Genomic DNA, 16200 nt, shown 5'->3' with positions numbered 1-16200 from the left:
CCATATATGATAGGCTATGAATACCATTCACTCTGTTTCCGCTTTTCACCGTTTGCTTTCGCTGCCGGAACCTAAACATCCGCTGGTGAGTGTGATCAATTTATCAGAAAGTATATTTCTGGACGACGAAGTCTGGAAAGGTTTTGTCAACAGATTTTACTGTGTTGCCCTGAAACGGGAATCAAAAGGAAAAGTAAGATATGGCCAGCAGCATTATGATTACGATAAAGGAGTTCTGAGTTTTACTGCACCCAACCAGGTGCAGTATCTCGACTTCCACAATATGGAGTGCGGCGCAGGTTATCTCTTGATTTTCCATGAGGATTTTATACTGAGACATCCTTTAGCCCAGACTATTTCCGGCTATGGATTCTTTTCCTATGCTGTGAATGAGGCTTTGCATTTATCTGAAGATGAGGAAACTAATCTTATTGAGATTCTTCATAAAATTGATAAGGAATGTCAGCATATTGATCAGCATACGCAGGAAATCATTCTCTCACAAATCGATCTGCTACTTAATTATTCCAATCGCTTCTACGAACGGCAGTTTATTACCCGGAAAAATGGCAGCCAGCAGCTGTTGGCGAGGTTTGAGAAGTTTCTGAATGATTATTTTGATCAGGATCAGTCTGCAGAAAAAGGGCTTTTGAGCGTACATCTCATTGCCGAAGCCATGAATCTTTCACCTAATTATCTGAGCGATCTTCTGCGAATCCACACCGGTCAGAATACCCAACAGCATATCCATGAAAAGCTGATCAGTAAAGCCAAAGAAAAGCTGTCTGCAACCGAATTGTCAGTGAGTGAAATTGCGTACAGCTTAGGCTTTGAGCATGCCCAGTCTTTTAGTACTTTGTTTAAAAAGAAAACAAAAATGGCTCCTTTAGAATTCAGGGCGGGATTCCGATTTAACTGATTAAAAAAAGTATTTTGAAGGAATTTCCTGAAATGCTTACATTTGGGTTCTGCCTGTATGGCCAAACCTGATCATTTATGAAAAAAAAAATATCGAGCTTTGTCAAGTTCACCTGGCTTCCTTTATCACTTATCCTGATCTGCGGATGTTCAAAAGAAGAAAAAAAGCCTCAGTCCACTGATAAAATCGTCTCAGATACTACAGCAGTTACCACTTCTGAAAAAGCTGAACCTGTTGTTGAAACGAAAAAAGATCCCGCCGAATTTGTACCGGAAGGTTATAAGGTTTTTGAGAAATCTTTCGGAGACTTAAATAAGGACGGAGCAGAAGACTGTATTCTCATCATCAAAAAAGTAGATCCCGCTAATATCGTCAACGACGAATCCCGCGGAAAACTCGATCGCAACCGCCGTGGAATCATCATTCTTTTCAAAAAAGGACAGGGGTATGAACTTGCCTCTAAAAATGAAACCTGTTTCTCCTCAGAAAACGAAGAAGGAGGAGTGTATTACGCACCCGAACTGGATGTTTACGCTGAAAAAGAAAAGCTGTACATTCATTATGCCCATGGCAGATATGGCTATTGGACCTATACTTTCAGATATGGAAGCTCAGATTTTGAACTGATCGGCTATGATGGCAGCTCTAATACAGGTCCAAGAGTGAACAGTTCGACCAGTATTAATTTTTTAACCGGAAAACAGCTTGATAAAACCAATGTCAATAATGACGCGGAAGGCGGTGATGAAGTATTTGAAGATAGATGGAAAAAATTAAAAACAACAAAACTGATGACGCTTTCTGAGATCAAGGACTTTGATGAGCTGGATTTTTATGACTAAAGAGATATCAGAGGCTAGACATCAGATTTCAGACACAAGATATGAGACTCTTTGAAAATCTTTGATTTTCTTGCGCCTTAAATATTCACATTTAGAAAAAACCTTGCGCCCTTACGTTTATCCAAAAATCCATCTGCTTATCTAAGCATCTAAACAAGGATCGGATTAACTTATTTATTACGAATCAACAAACAACTGCATTATTTTAACTAGCAACTGACAATCAGCTACTCAAAACTGTAGCTACAACCTCACACTCATATCCTGAACCTCTTCAGCCGAAAAGCCGTAGATCTGGGGAGTTTTCACATCCAGCAGATTGAGGTAGATGTATAATTCGCCCCTATGATGGATCTCATGTTCTATCATGGCCCTCAGCCATTTCCAGACAGAAATTTCATTTCCCGGAGGTGTCAGACATTTGCGGTTGAGGTCTTCGTCAGAAAGCCCACGAATAATTTCTATCGTCTGCCTGTGCATTTCATTAAAGAATGCGATGATCGTCTCATAACCATCTGCCAGCTCTTTTCCGCAACCCTGGTACGCACTTTTTCTTCCCGAAATGGTTTCACCGTACATATATCTTTCGATCGCAGCAATGTGCCTGATCTGATCACCAATCGTAAATTTTCCCGGTTTATACGAAAAATCAAGGTGCTCCGGCGGAACCACTTCAATAAGCCGAAGCGTTCTGGCCCGTACTTTTTCATAATAATCAATAAATGATGTTACAGAGGTGATTTCCATAAATAGGTCTTTTGCTCCTGTAAATTATTGAAAATAAAGGGACGGGCAAAAACATTTCAGACTATTTTGTGCTAAAAAACTTAATGACTGGTGAAAAATTCCAGCATCGTAGCCAATGCCGTTTCAGAATGCATCTTTTCTCCATTGTCTAAAGAATCTTTGGTAGCTTCAGCAGCTCTTTGACGCATCTGATGTTCATAAAGGGAAATGGCTTCCTGCAATGTACCGAATTGATCAGAAGTCAGACATTGGCTGAGTTCCAGGGCATCCAGCATCGCCATATTCGCGCCTTCTCCGGCAAAGGGAGGCATCACGTGAGCGGCATCACCAAGCAGAGTCAGATTGGGTTGAGCTTTCCATAGCTGATTTAAAGGCATCGAATAGATTGGACGCGGAATAAAAGGAACCGAAGCGTTTTCAAAAAGCTCGTACCAGATGCTGCTCCATTCAGGATATTCTTTTTTGAACCATTCCAGAATCTGCTTTGGATCAGAAAAATCTAGACCGCTTTCTTGCGCCCAGTTTTCATTTGTTCTGAAACTGGCGTAGAATCCAAGATCACCGCTTCCTTTCTGACCCAGAAGTAGATTTTTATTATTTCCGAAAGCCATTATTTTACCGTCTTTGATCAGTTCTTTGATACGAGGAGCCGTTTTTTCAGCATTGGAAACATTCCCTTCCAGCATTAAAATTCCCGAATAGATCGGTTTAACGTCTGTAAGGTAAGGGCGGATCTTTGAATTGGCACCATCGGCAGCAATCACAATATCTGCATACGCTGAAAAACCGTTTTTAAAATGCAGGAGCCAGCCTCCGTTTTGTGCTTCCATCGAAAGAAAATGGCTGTCCCATACCACGGTTTCTGGTTTTAGAGAGTCGAGAAGCATATTTCGCAACGGTCCACGGTCTATTTCAGGACGGAAATGCTGATTCCCGAAATCTTCATCAGGTTTCGTTTCATGATCACTGTAAACGATTTCCGCATGTTCGTTCACGATCAGTGTTTTGTCTGCACCGGGACGGTAATTCTGTTTAAATTCTTCCAGCAGATCTGCACCGCGCAGAGCATCCATACCCGAACCTTCATGCATATCGAGCGGGGAACCCTGTACCCTTGCATTTTTATTGAGATCTCTTTCATAGACTTTTATATCAGCACCTTTAAGCTGTAAAAGTCTGGCCAGCGTCAGTCCTCCCGGACCTCCGCCTACTATGGCAATTGATTTATTTTCTATTAACATTGTCATTCATTTTACTGATGCAAAATTATTTCTGTTTCAATACGGATAATAGTATAAATCGGTCATTTTTATTTTTGGATAATTCTTTCGGAGGTACGCCTGAAAATTTTTTGATTTCTTTGATGAAATGAGTCTGATCTGTAAAATTGAGCTCCGGAAATAGTTTACCATCAGCAATATGTTCCAAGGATGCTCTGAAGCGAAGAATCGTGGAATAGGCTTTTAAAGAAAGTCCGAACTGCTGATTAAAATAACGGTTGATCTGTCTGCTGCTCCAGCCTATCTGTTCCGAAAGATCCTTTACGCTCATTTCGCCGTTTGAGGAATAGATGAGGTCAAAAAGTTTTCGTTTTCTTTCATCAACGGTTTCAGGGAGAAGTTTTGTTACGATTTGCGATATTTTTTTGGTGAATGTGTTGAGATCTTTAAAATCATCCGTTGTGAGATTCCAAAAGTCATCAGGAAGAATTCTCGCGGTATTGAGCAGATCAGCAATTGAAGTTTTCAGGATATATTCAACGGCGATTGGCCTGAAACTGACAACAAAAGCGATCGTTCCGGGTAAGATAGCTCGCTGTTCCGGTGCCGTTTCCAATCCGATGAGAAAAACACTGAATGGATCATCAGGTCCGAACCGCATAAAAAACAAATCGACTCGTCCGTCAGGCATTACGACAACTTCTTTTGCTGTATCAGACGGATTATGAAACATGCCGATATTTTCTACAAAGCTGGCCAGAGAAGGATCCGGTTTGATAAATTGGTAATAGAATTCGTTGTTCATAGAAATGTTGCACTGTTTTTTGATCGGCTTTTTCAGGAAATTAAATTACAAAAAAACTGGAATTAAAAACAAAAACAGGTATGATTGATCTTAAGTAAAATCTGTTTATATCTTTAATTAGTGAATAATTTCATTGTAAAATTTGGAAAATATTCAAATAACTGATAATTTAGTTACAAATCACAAGTATGAAAATCCTGATTTGCATCTGCCTTTTTATTTCCAGTATTTCAAACCTTACTGCTCAGGCAATCGATAAAGAAAAACTCCTTGAGTATTATGAATCCCAGCGGTATGCCGAAGCTGCCCAATATCTGCAGGATATCTATCCTGAAGATACGAAAGACATCAAAGCATTGACCCAAATGGCTTATTGTCATATGATGTCGGGAAAGTTGCCGGAAGCAGAGAAAAACTATCTGAAAGTGAATGCTGCTGAACCCAACAATATTCCTGTTTTATTCAGTTTAGCAAATATCAATTCCAGAAGAGGGAACGGAAAGAAAGCCAAAACCTACCTTTTACAGATTGTTCAGCTGGACAGTCTCAATTTCAATGCCTACAGACAATTGGCGGGTTTCGGAGATACTGCTGAAGAAAAGCTAAATTACCTGAAGAAAGCCAATACCTTGAATACTACGGATCCTGATGTTGCTTTTGATCTCTCTACAGCTTACCGTGAACTTAAGCAGTATCAACGGGCCTATGATGTGCTCAGAATAGCTATCGAGGCTGATAATGGCAACTTTACATTACAATCTGCACAGCTTCCTTTAGCTAATCAGCTGGGAAAATACAAAGAAGTCATTGAAACCGGGGAGAAGCTGATAAAAGAGGATTCGGATGCCAACGTGATTAATGAGATGGGGCAGGCTTATTTCTATTTAAAAGAGTATCAGAAATGTGCAGCTCTTTTTAAAACATTGGAAGACTTGGGCATTCAGAATGAAGGAACTTTATATTATATGGCTCTGAGTTATCGCGAACTGAAGGACTATGATAACGCAATACTATATGCTAAAAAAACCATCGATGAAGGGATCTCAAAGCATACGGCGCTTTACTATACTGCTTTGGCGGGCATTTATGAAAATAAAAATCAGTTTTCAGAGGCTTTGGAAGCGTACAAAAGAGGTCTTACGTTTCATCATACTAATCATACAATTTATTACCGGTTGGGAGTTCTTTATGATTTCAACCTGAAACAGACCAAAAATGCGGTAACCTACTATAATCTGTATTTGAAAAACAAACCGGATCCGGAGAAAGAACAGGAACAGATCACATATGCCAAAGCACGAATCATAGCATTAAGTTCAAAGACATAGGCCTCTCAATCGATAAATTATTTTTAGTTTTACAGTAAAGTAAACAGCTGGTATGAAATTAAAATTAGGCATTCTGGATCAGTCTCCAACCGTTGAAGGAGGGAGTGCTTTACAAGCCTTAAAGAACAGTATCGATCTCGCCGTATGTGCAGATGAAGCAGGTTTTCATCGTGTGATCTACTCTGAGCATCACGGGGTGGAAGCCTACGGGAGCTCCAGTCCGGAGATTCTTTCTGCCGTGATATTAAGTAAGACCAAACGCATCAAAGTAGGAACAGGAGGGATTATGATGAAGAATTATTCAGCCTATAAGATCGCGGAATGGGCGAAAATGCTGGGAAGTATGTATCCTGAACGTTTTATTCTGGGACTGGGAAAAGCACCGGGAGGTTTAAAGGATGCCGTTTCAGCGCTTAATAATCACAGACCTGTTGTTTTATCCAGCCAGGAAACAAAACTTGAAGAAATTATACAATATATTAAAGAAGAGAAGGGGATTTATGGAGGACTTATTGCTCAACCTACACATGTTGCCCACCTTCCTGAGATTCTTTGGCTTGGCTCGGGAATCCAGTCTGCTACAGAAGCTGCAAAACATGGCGTAGGATATTCCTATGCGGATTTTATGAGAAATGATCAGGGAGTGGACAGTACTGAAACCTATCTAAACAAATTTGACAGAAACCGGTATAGCCCGGTTCCTTCACTGCAGGTTGCTGTTGCAGTTTCAGTGGAAGAAGATCTGAAATCGGCCCGATATAATGCCTACGGGATGGCTTACCAGTTTCTGCAGGCAAGGCATATTCAGGCTCCTGAAGCCCTTCTTTCCACTGAAACAATTGAAAAGAGGATTCTCGGAACTGAAGATGAAGAAGAATTTTTTAAGATTCTGGATCATATTATTCTGGGAACTCCCGGAAATATATCAGAAAAGCTTCTGGAAAAGGCTGAGGAATACAATACGGATGAGCTTTTGATCCTCTGTAATATGTATCGGGAAACAGACCGTATGGATACCTACAAAAGTATTATATTGGCCAATTAATAATCACACCTTGCTTATGAGCTACAATATCCAGTTATTCACCATTAAAACAAAAGAAAAAGAACAGGCAGCCGATGACGACAGCTTTTTTGACAGGGAAGAAAATCTTGTACCTTTTACAGAAAAACAGGTCACCGGATTAAAGGAACGTCTTTTAAAATACAACTATCAATTAACAGGAGAAGATGACTACGGGCTTCATTTCAGTCACCCGGATGAAGATTTTGGAAATGCTTTACTGACAGAAAAAGGCCTATATTTCAATGCGAATTTAAGTGAAAGCTCTATTTTTGAAGTGGGAATGACTGCATCTGAATTTACCGATACCGGCGAATTTGCAAAATATGATCCACAGAATGAAGGATGGGAGGAATTTTAGTCATGATTTCCTTTATTCATGGTAATTCTCATGGAATTTATGTACTTTTGAAAGTGGCGTGAAACGCATTGAATTATTATGGACAAATCATCTATTAATACCTATTTCCACTCTCTGTTTGACATCAAAGAAGAGGTGGTGGAGAAAATTACAGAGACATTCATCCCCTTTGCCTTAAAAGCGAATGAAGTACTCCTGAATAGAGATGAGGTCAGCACCAAAACATTTTTTTTGGAGAAAGGCTATGTCCGTTCCTTTATTCTGAATGAGGATAATGAAGAAATCACTACCAATATTTATGCAGCGCCCTGCTTTGTCAATGACTTTCTGTCGTTCTTCAGACAGCAGCCTGCAAAGGAAACCTACCAGACCATTACAGCCTGTTCGTTTTGGCAAACGGGGTTGGAAAATGTACAGCATAATTTTCATAACATCCCGGAATTCAGAGAATTCAGCAGATTGCTCTTTGTACTGAATTATTACAGCATCCACGACCGCTTGATCGAAATGGCTAGCCAGAAAGCTTCTACACGGTATTTCAACCTGATGAAAAAGCATCCGGATATATTCCAGCATGTACCGTTGAAAGTTATTGCTTCCTATCTGGGAATAAAAGACAGTTCCTTGAGCCGGATCAGACGGGACATCAATAAAATGTAGTCGTATGGGTTTGAGAGTTTGGGGATACGTGATACGTGTTTGGGCGTCGGAGGGTTTGAAAGTAAAAGGGAGCTACTGGTTGCTGGTTTCTAGTGATTTATTTAATGAGTTGCCATCTGGTGACTGTGGGCCTCGAAGTCACAGTCATACTATCTGATGTTTTTGCATCTTGACTCTTGGTTCTTGAATCTACCAATCACTATTGATATTTCTAACCTCAACCTAAAAGTCTCATGTCTCGTGTCTGAAATCTGATGTCTAAAATCTGCTGTCTAAAATATACCCTCCAATTTCTTCGCATTTGTCAAGTGATATATTCAGATTTGAAAGCCATCTTTGTTAAAAATTAATGTATGACTAAGAAACATATCGTAGTGGCCGGATTAGGTGGAGTAGGCGGATATTTCGGTTTTAAAATCAATCAGGAAAATGAGACTGCCCAAAAATATAAGGTAACTTTCATCGCAAGAAGTGAAACATATAAAAAAGTAAAGGAAAATGGTTTGGTTCTTCTTTCTCCCGAACATTCTGTAAACCATACCCATCCAGATGCTATAGTGCAGAGTGTTAATGAGATCAATGATCCGGATTTGGTGTTGATTTGTGTCAAAGAATATGATCTAGAGAATATCTGCCGTCAGCTCAAAGACACCATCGGCAAGGATACCATACTACTTCCTATGATGAACGGTGCCGATATTTATGAAAGAATAAGAAAAATAATTCCGGATCATATTATTCTGCCGACATGTCTTTATGTAGCTTCACATATCAAAGAAAAAGGGGTTGTTGAGCATAAAGGAAAAGCAGGAAAAATGATCGTAGGCAGAGATCCGCAACATTTTTCAGAGGATGTAAACTGGATCGTAGATCTCCTTAAAGAAAGTAAAATCGACCTTGATTTTAAAGATAATTCCTTAACAGATATCTGGACCAAATATATTTTCATCGCCAGCTTCGGGCTTGTAACAGCAAAGCATAATTCCTCTATCGGAACCGTTTGTACGAATGATGAACAGAAACATGAAGCATCAGAGATCATGAAAGAGATAAAAGCGATTGCTGATAAAAAAGGAATCGTTCTGGATGAAGATATTATTCAGAAAACCTTTGACAAAGCAGCTGCATTCCCTTTTGAAACGCCCACTTCTTTGCAACTCGATGTCAATTCCGGGAAAAAAAATAATGAGCTGGAACTCTTAGGGGGTGCCGTTCTGAATTTCGGAAAGGAACTGGATATTGTAACTCCTTGTACCCGGAAAATATACAATGAGATCAAAGCTTTTTAATTCCTTAAATGGTGAAATGGTAAAAACAGGACAGGAGGCTTGGAATATGAAAAGATAAAATTCTTGATTATTACGATGAAAGGAAAATAATACCTCCTGCCTGTTTAGAAATAAAAAGTGTTATCGTATGTCTTATTTTTTATAAAAGCGTATCCTGTTAATTATTAAATACAAATACCTGCATTTTGGTCAGCATAGCTTCGGTATCACCATTGTAGCCAGCAAAATTGGATGGGACGAAGTTGACAATTTGATTAGCAGACCATGCTGCATATTGAACCCTAAAAGTATAAGTACCAGCAACTAATGTTACAGCTTTAAAAAAGGTTATTGGAGCCGGTAAATTATTAAGTCCGCCCGAAGCATCAGAAGAATTTGAAGATGCATACGCTGATGAAATTTTTACGTTATTCTGTAATAAAGTAAATACACCCTGTGAAGATGCTCCGCTTACAATAGTAGGTCTTAGAGCATAGCCTAAAATCATAAATAAAACGGTTTGGGTTTTACCCGCAGGTACGGTAATGGTGGTTGTCACTCCGGGTACATCCAAAGTGCTTCCCTGATTTATGACTTGAGGAGCTGTCCCCTGTATATAGATTGAGTTGGCTATTGATCCTTTCAAGGTTTCAATACTCTGCCACTCAGGATGTGCATTACTTCCTTTTGAAGTAAGCACCTGGCCTGAAGTTCCCGCAGAACCTTCTGTGTTGTCAGTACCTCCAACATTGACTTCGTTGGTAACCTGTAATGATCCGTTGACATGAAGCGTCTTTTTAGGCGTATCGGTCTTGATGCCGACCTGAGCATACGCTGTACAACACACCAGTGAGGTGCATAAAATACTGAGAATTTTTAACTTTGTTTTCATAATATTGTATTGTGTATCATTTGCTGTTACTGAAAATGTTTCATAAACGGAAGGTTGTTAAAGCTTTTAAATGACTGCAGGCATCATATTAAAATTCTGCCTGCAGCATTTGACACTAGTCTTTAATCACTTTTTTAGAAATATGTATTGTTTCGGTTTTAATTTCTATGATATAGATACCTTTGGCATAAGATGACAAATCCAGAGATTCCCTATCACTGATGATGATGCCGTTTTGCAGCTTTTTGCCGGACATATCATAAACCGCATAAGTCGATTTTTTCGGGGCTTTAAGTATAGTAACAATATCTTTCGTCACAGCAGGGATGACCGCAATACCGTCGTGCTGTCTTTCCGCTTCACCAGTGCTCAGAACCTGCGTATAGCCTGAAACAAGAATCGCGTAGTTTTGTGGTGCATTGGCTCCGGTACCGTTGACCAGACTGCCTTTATTGGTGATCTCTATTCTGTATTCCCGGCTTGCAGCTGGTGTTGGGATAATCACCTGCTCAACGTTATCTACCGTATTATCTCCTTTTATGGCTGGAGTCATTGGGCTTAAAGCGTTTAATTTCCAAGGTTCGTAGGACATATTCGTGGTCGTATCAATAATTCTTACATCCAGATCATTTACTAATTTTGAGGCTCTGTTATTGTGAGCAGTCTGAAAGGTGAGATCAGCAGGAACTGCATAAGCAGGGTCAACCCATGAAATAGTTACTTTCAGAGGTTCGCTTCCTGACGCAATTACTCTCTTTTTATTAGGTGTGCCACTGGTTAAAGTTTCATCATTGAACAGGATCGTGTTATTGGATTTACCGACCAATAATTCCGCTCCTTTTTTGGCATCAATAAATCCCCATCCAAAATGAGGATCCGGACCGATATTTCCTGCTTCCTGAGCAGAATGTATCATTAGGGTTTTAGCAGAGGCAGCGTTAAGTTCAGTACCTCCGAAAAGCTGCTTGTTAATTTGTGTCCAAAGTCCAATAATTCCTGTTACTACAGGTCCGGAGAATGAAGTTCCGCTGTTAACAGTAATTCCCTGGCTTCCCGTTGTATTTTCTGCTGTCGAAGCGCTTCCTACACTGGTGCCTACAGCCGTAATGTCAGGTTTTATGCCTCCGTCATCTCTTGGTCCGGCACTGCTGTAATTAGAATGAATAACGTCTGTTGCTGTGGTATATCTTCCGGCGTTGGCCGTAATAATGTCTGTAGCCCCTACTACAATAATATTTTTGGCCAATGAACCCACCCCGATACAGTCATATCCTGATACACAATTGGCTGCCGGCATCGTATCGGTTGCCGCAAATGGAACGGGATTGTCATTACTGTCGATATAATATTTCGGAAATGCTGAAGTTCCAGGATAGGTAGGTCCAAATCCGTAACTGTTCCCAGCTGATTTTACAATGACATAGGAAGGATTGGTGTAGACAATCTGATCATAATTCTGATCAGTGGTAAAATAGGTTCCCTGAATATCATAAGAAGTGGCAGGGCTTGTAAACTCACCATTCCATACCCATGCATTTGCTCCATTGATGGTTTGCAGATCCCAGCCGGGATTTGTTCCGTAAGAATGGTTGGATATTTTAGGCTGTGCAGTTAAAATTTTTTGAAAAATAGTACTGGTAGATGTGCTGCCGGGTAAGACTGTTGTTGCAAAAGCATAGGAATCTATAGTGGAATTTTTAGCGATTCCCTGAAAATTGATGACTTTTGTCGTCCCGTTCGTGAAAGTTACGGACTGTATATAGGGTTTTGCTCCAATGAATCCGGCAACTGAAGTGGCGTGGCCTCCGTAATTCATTGTGGATGCTTCTTTATTGCTGATTCTGTTGGGAAGATTACTAAAGAATTCATGTTCGGCAAATACTCTGCCTGAATTGGCGATTTCGCCACCGTCAAAAATAGTAAACTTAATATTTTCTCCATTAAAACTTCCTGTCAGGCCACTTACAGTTCCGTTCTGAATAAAATCGGAATTGGAGTTTTTGATCTGGTCGATGTCATGGGGCTGAAGAAAGAATGGTTTTCCATTGGGTTGAAAACCTCCCAAACGGCTTCTTTTTTCTTCAATTTCTTTTTGAACCTCCGTGTTTTTTTCGCCTGATCCATATTGTTTTGAAATATATGAGTCAAATTTTTCGCTGTTTTCCTTATTTTGTCTTTCAAATTCTCTTTGAAGAGCTTCATTATTTTGTGCAGAAGCAAGAAAAGTGATTAGCGTACTGATCAGAAGTAATTGTTTTTTCATATGTGTTAAGCTTTTTATTCGAGTTAAATAACTCTGCAATTAAAAAAACTTTATCAGTGATATAAAAAAAACACCATTAAAAACTTGTTAACAACTTGAAGTATTTTCCATTTATTTTGTTAACTAAAAAATAAATAAAATACTGAATATCAATGTTTTGTTTTTTATAAATGTTAGCTTTTTGGCTTTCATAAATAATCCTACTCTGTATGTAAAAATCGTTGACGGTCCAACAGCGTTTCTTCGGTCTCACGATGCTCAGGATCGTCTACACAACAATCTACGGGACAAACTGTTTTGCATTGTGGTTCTTCGTGAAAACCTTTACATTCCGTGCATTTTCCGGGTACGATGTAGTAGACATCATCTGAGTATGCCTGTTGAAAGGTGTTTGCATCTGCTTCTTTTCCGTCCGGAAAGACAAATTTTCCTGAAAGTTTTGTCTTGTCCTGCCAGCGCCAGTCGATGGCGCCCTCATAAATTGCTGAGTTAGGACATTCAGGTTCGCAGGCTCCGCAGTTGATGCAGTCATCAGTTATTGTAATAGCCATAAATAGGTAAGGTTTTAAAGGGTGGTTTTAAAAAAGGGATTTCCTTCGACTTTTGGCGTGGGAAATCCCTCCGTCTAAACATAACTTAAATGAAAAAAAACAATAGGCTATAAGCATCGATCGGTCCAGTGCTCAAGCAATTTTCTTTTATTTTGAATTAATTCTGTGCAATTTCTATGGAAAGGCCGTCCATTTCAGCCGTGAGCTGAATCTGGCAGGCAAGTCTGCTGGAAGGGAGTGTCGTAAAAAGTTCGGATAAGAGCGCCTCCTCCATATCACCTTTTTCTGGAAGCACTGAAGCTTCACTCAGAATGTAACAGTGGCAAGTCGCACACATCGCCATTCCTCCGCACATCGCTTCCATAGGCAGTTCATATGCTTTGCAGAGATCTTTGAGACTAAGCCCCATTTCCAGAGGGCACATCAGTTCATGGATATTTCCTTCCGGATCCTTTACTGTGATTGTAATTTCATCCTTCATTATCATCAATCAATCGTTGTTATTCATTTTGTTGTACTTTCTATCCTTTTTGTAGTGGCAATGCTGATCAGTTTATCGAATTTTTCAGAATACAAGAGAGATATTTTCGAGGGGTCTTCGGGATCAAATAATGCAGTTCTCATCACAGGGACGCTGAAAGGCAACGGCCATGCCCGTAGTGATTTAGCGACAACATCCATCGTATTGATGCCCTGCATGGCATGCAGCCCGTCTGCCCAGCAAACCAGTCCAATCGTTTTGTCCGTGAGGTAGGGCTGATAATACCCCGAGGTAACTTCAAGCCAGTCCAGGCAATTTTTCATCACTCCGGGAATGCTTCCATGATAAAGAGGAGCAAGCCAGAAATGAATGTCTGCTTCCAGAAACAGCTGGGTCATACGTTGTACGGCCAATGGTGTTTTGGTGAGTGTAACATCGAAGAGAGGAATCCCCGAATCTGCCAATGTAAAGATTTCACTTTGGAAACCGGATTTCTCAAGTTTTTCTGCAAAGTATCGGGAAATCCTGCCCGAGGTTGACCCAGATCTTCTTTCCAATGAGCCGTTGAATATAATTGCTTTCATTGTTTTTTAACTTTTAAAAATTACTTTCGGCAAGCCTATTTCACCATACATCAACGTTTTAACCAAAGGCTTAAGGAGCCCGGCCGCCAGTAAATAGAGTGACGGATCGTGATCGGCTCTTGCCCTGACGACCACTTTCTGGTTTTTATAGCATTTCAGATCTGCATACATCAGGCGGCGTTTCCAGAGATCCAGCAAAATGTTTTCTGCACTGTTTAAATCTGCGTAAACAGCATAAGGAGACAGTTTTTCCATTAACATCATAAATGCCCAGGGCGGAATAATGGCATCTGTAGAGCAGATAATCCCTACAGCTTTTTCGTTGTACACAGAAAAATCTACAGCAGAAATTGATTCTTTAAATTCTTTTTCTTTTACAATCATTCCCATGAAAAGGTGGTCTTTAATATCCAGCTCTACGATTTCCGTAGTGGGTTTATAATTTAAAAGATCCAGAGCAATGATTCCTGAAGCTTCTGCTTTATTGATAAAAACTTTCTGATCCATAATTGATTCTTTTGTTAAGGTACGGAAGTTCCAAGCGGGAAGAGAGAAGTTTAAGATAATTTTATCATGCTTATACTCATTTTTCCGACTTCCAACCTCTTATCTTAATTTTCTTAACCCGAATTCAGGGTATTAAATTTGATTTATCTGATTTTTGAAAGCGCTTCTTCGTATTTTTTTTCTACCGCTGACCAGTCGAGAACAGACCAGAGATAATCAAGATAATCCGCTCTTTTATTCTGATAAGCCAGATAATAGGCATGTTCCCATACATCTATTCCAAGAATCGGGAAGCCTCTGTTGGCAGACTGGGTATCCATCATTGGATTGTCCTGATTGGGCGTAGACGTAATAGCGATTGAGCCATTGAATTTTACATATAACCATACCCATCCTGAACCGAACTGTCCGAGACCGGCTTTTTTCATTTCAGCTTTAAAATCTTCAAGACTTCCAAAAGTGCTGCTGATCGCCTCTGTCAGTTTTCCTTCAGGGTTTAATTTCGGCTGAGGGGAAAGAATCTCCCAGAATAAGGAATGATTGTAATGTCCACCGCCGTTATTTCTAATAGCCGGACTGTATTCACTTATTCTCTGAAGCATGGAATCGAGATCTGCAGACGTTTCATCAGCTGCTTTTAAAGCTGCATTCAAATTATCAACATACGCCTGATGATGACGCTGATGATGGATGGTCATGGTTTCTTTATCGATGAATGGTTCCAGTGCATCGTAGGCATAAGGAAGCTGTGGTAATGTGAATGAGTTCATTTCTTTTATTTTTTTGATTAATGTGTTTCAAAGGTAATCATATATTTTAATAAAAAAACCATTTAGTTGTTTTATGTTGTGGTTTCCATTTAATATAATGATCTGATTTTTACGTATTTAATGAATTAAATGGTAAATTATAGAAAATGACTATATTTGTTGTAGTAAATAAAACAACTCAAATATTGTCAAATGAAGAAGCCGGCAGCTGACCGCATCCTGATGTTTTTAAAGATGAGAGGGGAAGTCACATCCCTTTTGATCTCTAAAGAACTCTCCATTACAAAGGAGGGTGCGCGAAAGCATTTACTGAATCTAGCCGAGGAAGGTCTCATCAGATCAGTCAACAAAAGTGAAGGCGTAGGGCGACCATCTACTTACTACACACTTACAGAAAAAGGACTTTCCCAGTTTCCCGATTCTCATGCGGATGTTACGGTTCAGATCCTTCGGTCTGTAAAAAATCTTCTGGGGGAAAATGCTTTGGATCTTTTGATTAATGACAGAGAAAAAAACACGTACGAACGCTATGAAAAGGCTTTAGTAAAAGCAGAATCTCTGGAACAACGCCTGGATGTACTGGTAAAAGTCCGCAGCGAAGAAGGGTATATGGCAGAATGGACAAAAGAAGGAAATGACTATTTTCTGATCGAAAATCACTGCCCGATCTGTGCTGCCGCCACTGAATGTCAGGGATTTTGCCGTGCCGAACTCTCTAATTTCCAAAATCTGATTGGTAAAAATTATCAGGTGGAAAGAGTTAATCATATTTTGTCTGGAGGGCAGAGATGTGTGTATAAAATTAGTGATGAATTTTTAGTTAGGTAGCAGGTTGCAGGTATAAAGTGACAGATTTATGTTAAAATATCAATAAGAGCGGGCTTTAGCCCGCTTTCAATTTATATATATCGCAAAGGCTTTAGCCAAAACTTAAATTAC

At 39.8% G+C, this 16200-nt stretch carries 18 protein-coding genes; 8 read left to right on the top strand and 10 right to left on the bottom strand.

Features of this window, described 5'->3' with window-relative positions; all coding sequences use genetic code 11:
- The first annotated feature begins 16 nt into the window (after positions 1–16).
- Both LC419_RS22525 and LC419_RS22520 read left to right on the top strand, forming a co-directional pair.
- Positions 17–919, top strand: coding sequence for an AraC family transcriptional regulator (locus LC419_RS22525; RefSeq protein ID WP_223609465.1), 903 nt, complete (start codon positions 17–19; stop codon positions 917–919).
- Between the two features lie 77 nt (positions 920–996).
- Entirely contained in the window at positions 997–1761 is a 765-nt protein-coding gene (locus LC419_RS22520) for a hypothetical protein (protein ID WP_223609464.1), read from the top strand.
- Positions 1762–2004: 243 nt separating this feature from the next.
- Here LC419_RS22520 and LC419_RS22515 read toward each other — a convergent pair whose 3' ends face one another.
- The 3 genes from LC419_RS22515 to LC419_RS22505 form a co-directional block, all read right to left on the bottom strand.
- Entirely contained in the window at positions 2005–2508 is a 504-nt protein-coding gene (locus tag LC419_RS22515) for a DinB family protein (RefSeq protein WP_223609463.1), read from the bottom strand.
- Positions 2509–2588: 80 nt separating this feature from the next.
- Complete coding sequence (locus LC419_RS22510) at positions 2589–3749, bottom strand: NAD(P)/FAD-dependent oxidoreductase (RefSeq protein ID WP_223609462.1); 1161 nt, start codon at positions 3747–3749, stop codon at positions 2589–2591.
- Positions 3750–3774: 25 nt separating this feature from the next.
- Positions 3775–4533 (bottom strand): AraC family transcriptional regulator, encoded by a 759-nt coding sequence (locus LC419_RS22505; RefSeq protein ID WP_223609461.1) that lies wholly within the window; start codon positions 4531–4533, stop codon positions 3775–3777.
- A gap of 188 nt (positions 4534–4721) precedes the next feature.
- Here LC419_RS22505 and LC419_RS22500 point away from each other — a divergent pair, with 188 nt between their 5' ends.
- The 5 genes from LC419_RS22500 to LC419_RS22480 all read left to right on the top strand — a co-directional run bounded on the left by LC419_RS22500 (position 4722) and on the right by LC419_RS22480 (position 9234).
- A complete protein-coding gene (locus LC419_RS22500; RefSeq protein ID WP_223609460.1) occupies positions 4722–5861 on the top strand; it encodes a CDC27 family protein in 1140 nt (379 codons plus the stop codon).
- A 52-nt stretch (positions 5862–5913) separates the two neighbouring features.
- Positions 5914–6906, top strand: a complete 993-nt coding sequence (locus LC419_RS22495; RefSeq protein ID WP_223609459.1) for an MsnO8 family LLM class oxidoreductase — start codon at positions 5914–5916, stop codon at positions 6904–6906.
- Positions 6907–6922: 16 nt separating this feature from the next.
- The gene (locus LC419_RS22490) at positions 6923–7285 is read left to right on the top strand and encodes a hypothetical protein (protein WP_223609458.1); all 363 of its coding nucleotides are present in this window, start codon (positions 6923–6925) and stop codon (positions 7283–7285) included.
- A 78-nt stretch (positions 7286–7363) separates the two neighbouring features.
- The gene (locus LC419_RS22485; protein WP_223609457.1) at positions 7364–7945 is read left to right on the top strand and encodes a Crp/Fnr family transcriptional regulator; all 582 of its coding nucleotides are present in this window, start codon (positions 7364–7366) and stop codon (positions 7943–7945) included.
- A 353-nt stretch (positions 7946–8298) separates the two neighbouring features.
- Entirely contained in the window at positions 8299–9234 is a 936-nt protein-coding gene (locus LC419_RS22480; protein ID WP_223609456.1) for a ketopantoate reductase family protein, read from the top strand.
- A 157-nt stretch (positions 9235–9391) separates the two neighbouring features.
- Here LC419_RS22480 and LC419_RS22475 read toward each other — a convergent pair whose 3' ends face one another.
- The 7 genes from LC419_RS22475 to LC419_RS22445 form a co-directional block, all read right to left on the bottom strand.
- Positions 9392–10105 (bottom strand): hypothetical protein, encoded by a 714-nt coding sequence (locus tag LC419_RS22475; RefSeq protein ID WP_223609455.1) that lies wholly within the window; start codon positions 10103–10105, stop codon positions 9392–9394.
- Positions 10106–10220: 115 nt separating this feature from the next.
- A complete protein-coding gene (locus LC419_RS22470; protein ID WP_223609454.1) occupies positions 10221–12368 on the bottom strand; it encodes a S8 family peptidase in 2148 nt (715 codons plus the stop codon).
- Positions 12369–12568: 200 nt separating this feature from the next.
- A complete protein-coding gene (locus LC419_RS22465) occupies positions 12569–12919 on the bottom strand; it encodes a 4Fe-4S dicluster domain-containing protein (protein WP_223609453.1) in 351 nt (116 codons plus the stop codon).
- 157 nt (positions 12920–13076) lie between these two features.
- Positions 13077–13400 carry a 2Fe-2S iron-sulfur cluster-binding protein gene (locus tag LC419_RS22460; protein WP_223609452.1) on the bottom strand — a complete coding sequence of 108 codons (324 nt, stop codon included), beginning with the start codon at positions 13398–13400 and terminating at the stop codon, positions 13077–13079.
- Between the two features lie 23 nt (positions 13401–13423).
- Complete coding sequence (locus LC419_RS22455; protein WP_223609451.1) at positions 13424–13984, bottom strand: NADPH-dependent FMN reductase; 561 nt, start codon at positions 13982–13984, stop codon at positions 13424–13426.
- A gap of 6 nt (positions 13985–13990) precedes the next feature.
- Positions 13991–14491: a DUF2480 family protein gene (locus tag LC419_RS22450; RefSeq protein WP_223609450.1), complete on the bottom strand. Its 501-nt coding sequence runs from the start codon at positions 14489–14491 to the stop codon at positions 13991–13993.
- 143 nt (positions 14492–14634) lie between these two features.
- Positions 14635–15261 (bottom strand): superoxide dismutase, encoded by a 627-nt coding sequence (locus tag LC419_RS22445; RefSeq protein ID WP_223609449.1) that lies wholly within the window; start codon positions 15259–15261, stop codon positions 14635–14637.
- Between the two features lie 192 nt (positions 15262–15453).
- Here LC419_RS22445 and LC419_RS22440 point away from each other — a divergent pair, with 192 nt between their 5' ends.
- Positions 15454–16089: a metalloregulator ArsR/SmtB family transcription factor gene (locus LC419_RS22440; RefSeq protein ID WP_223609448.1), complete on the top strand. Its 636-nt coding sequence runs from the start codon at positions 15454–15456 to the stop codon at positions 16087–16089.
- Positions 16090–16200 lie beyond the last annotated feature (111 nt).

Source organism: Chryseobacterium sp. OSA05B (assembly GCF_019970065.1).
GTDB lineage: Bacteria > Bacteroidota > Bacteroidia > Flavobacteriales > Weeksellaceae > Chryseobacterium.
This window is presented reverse-complemented; position numbering and strand designations above follow the sequence as displayed.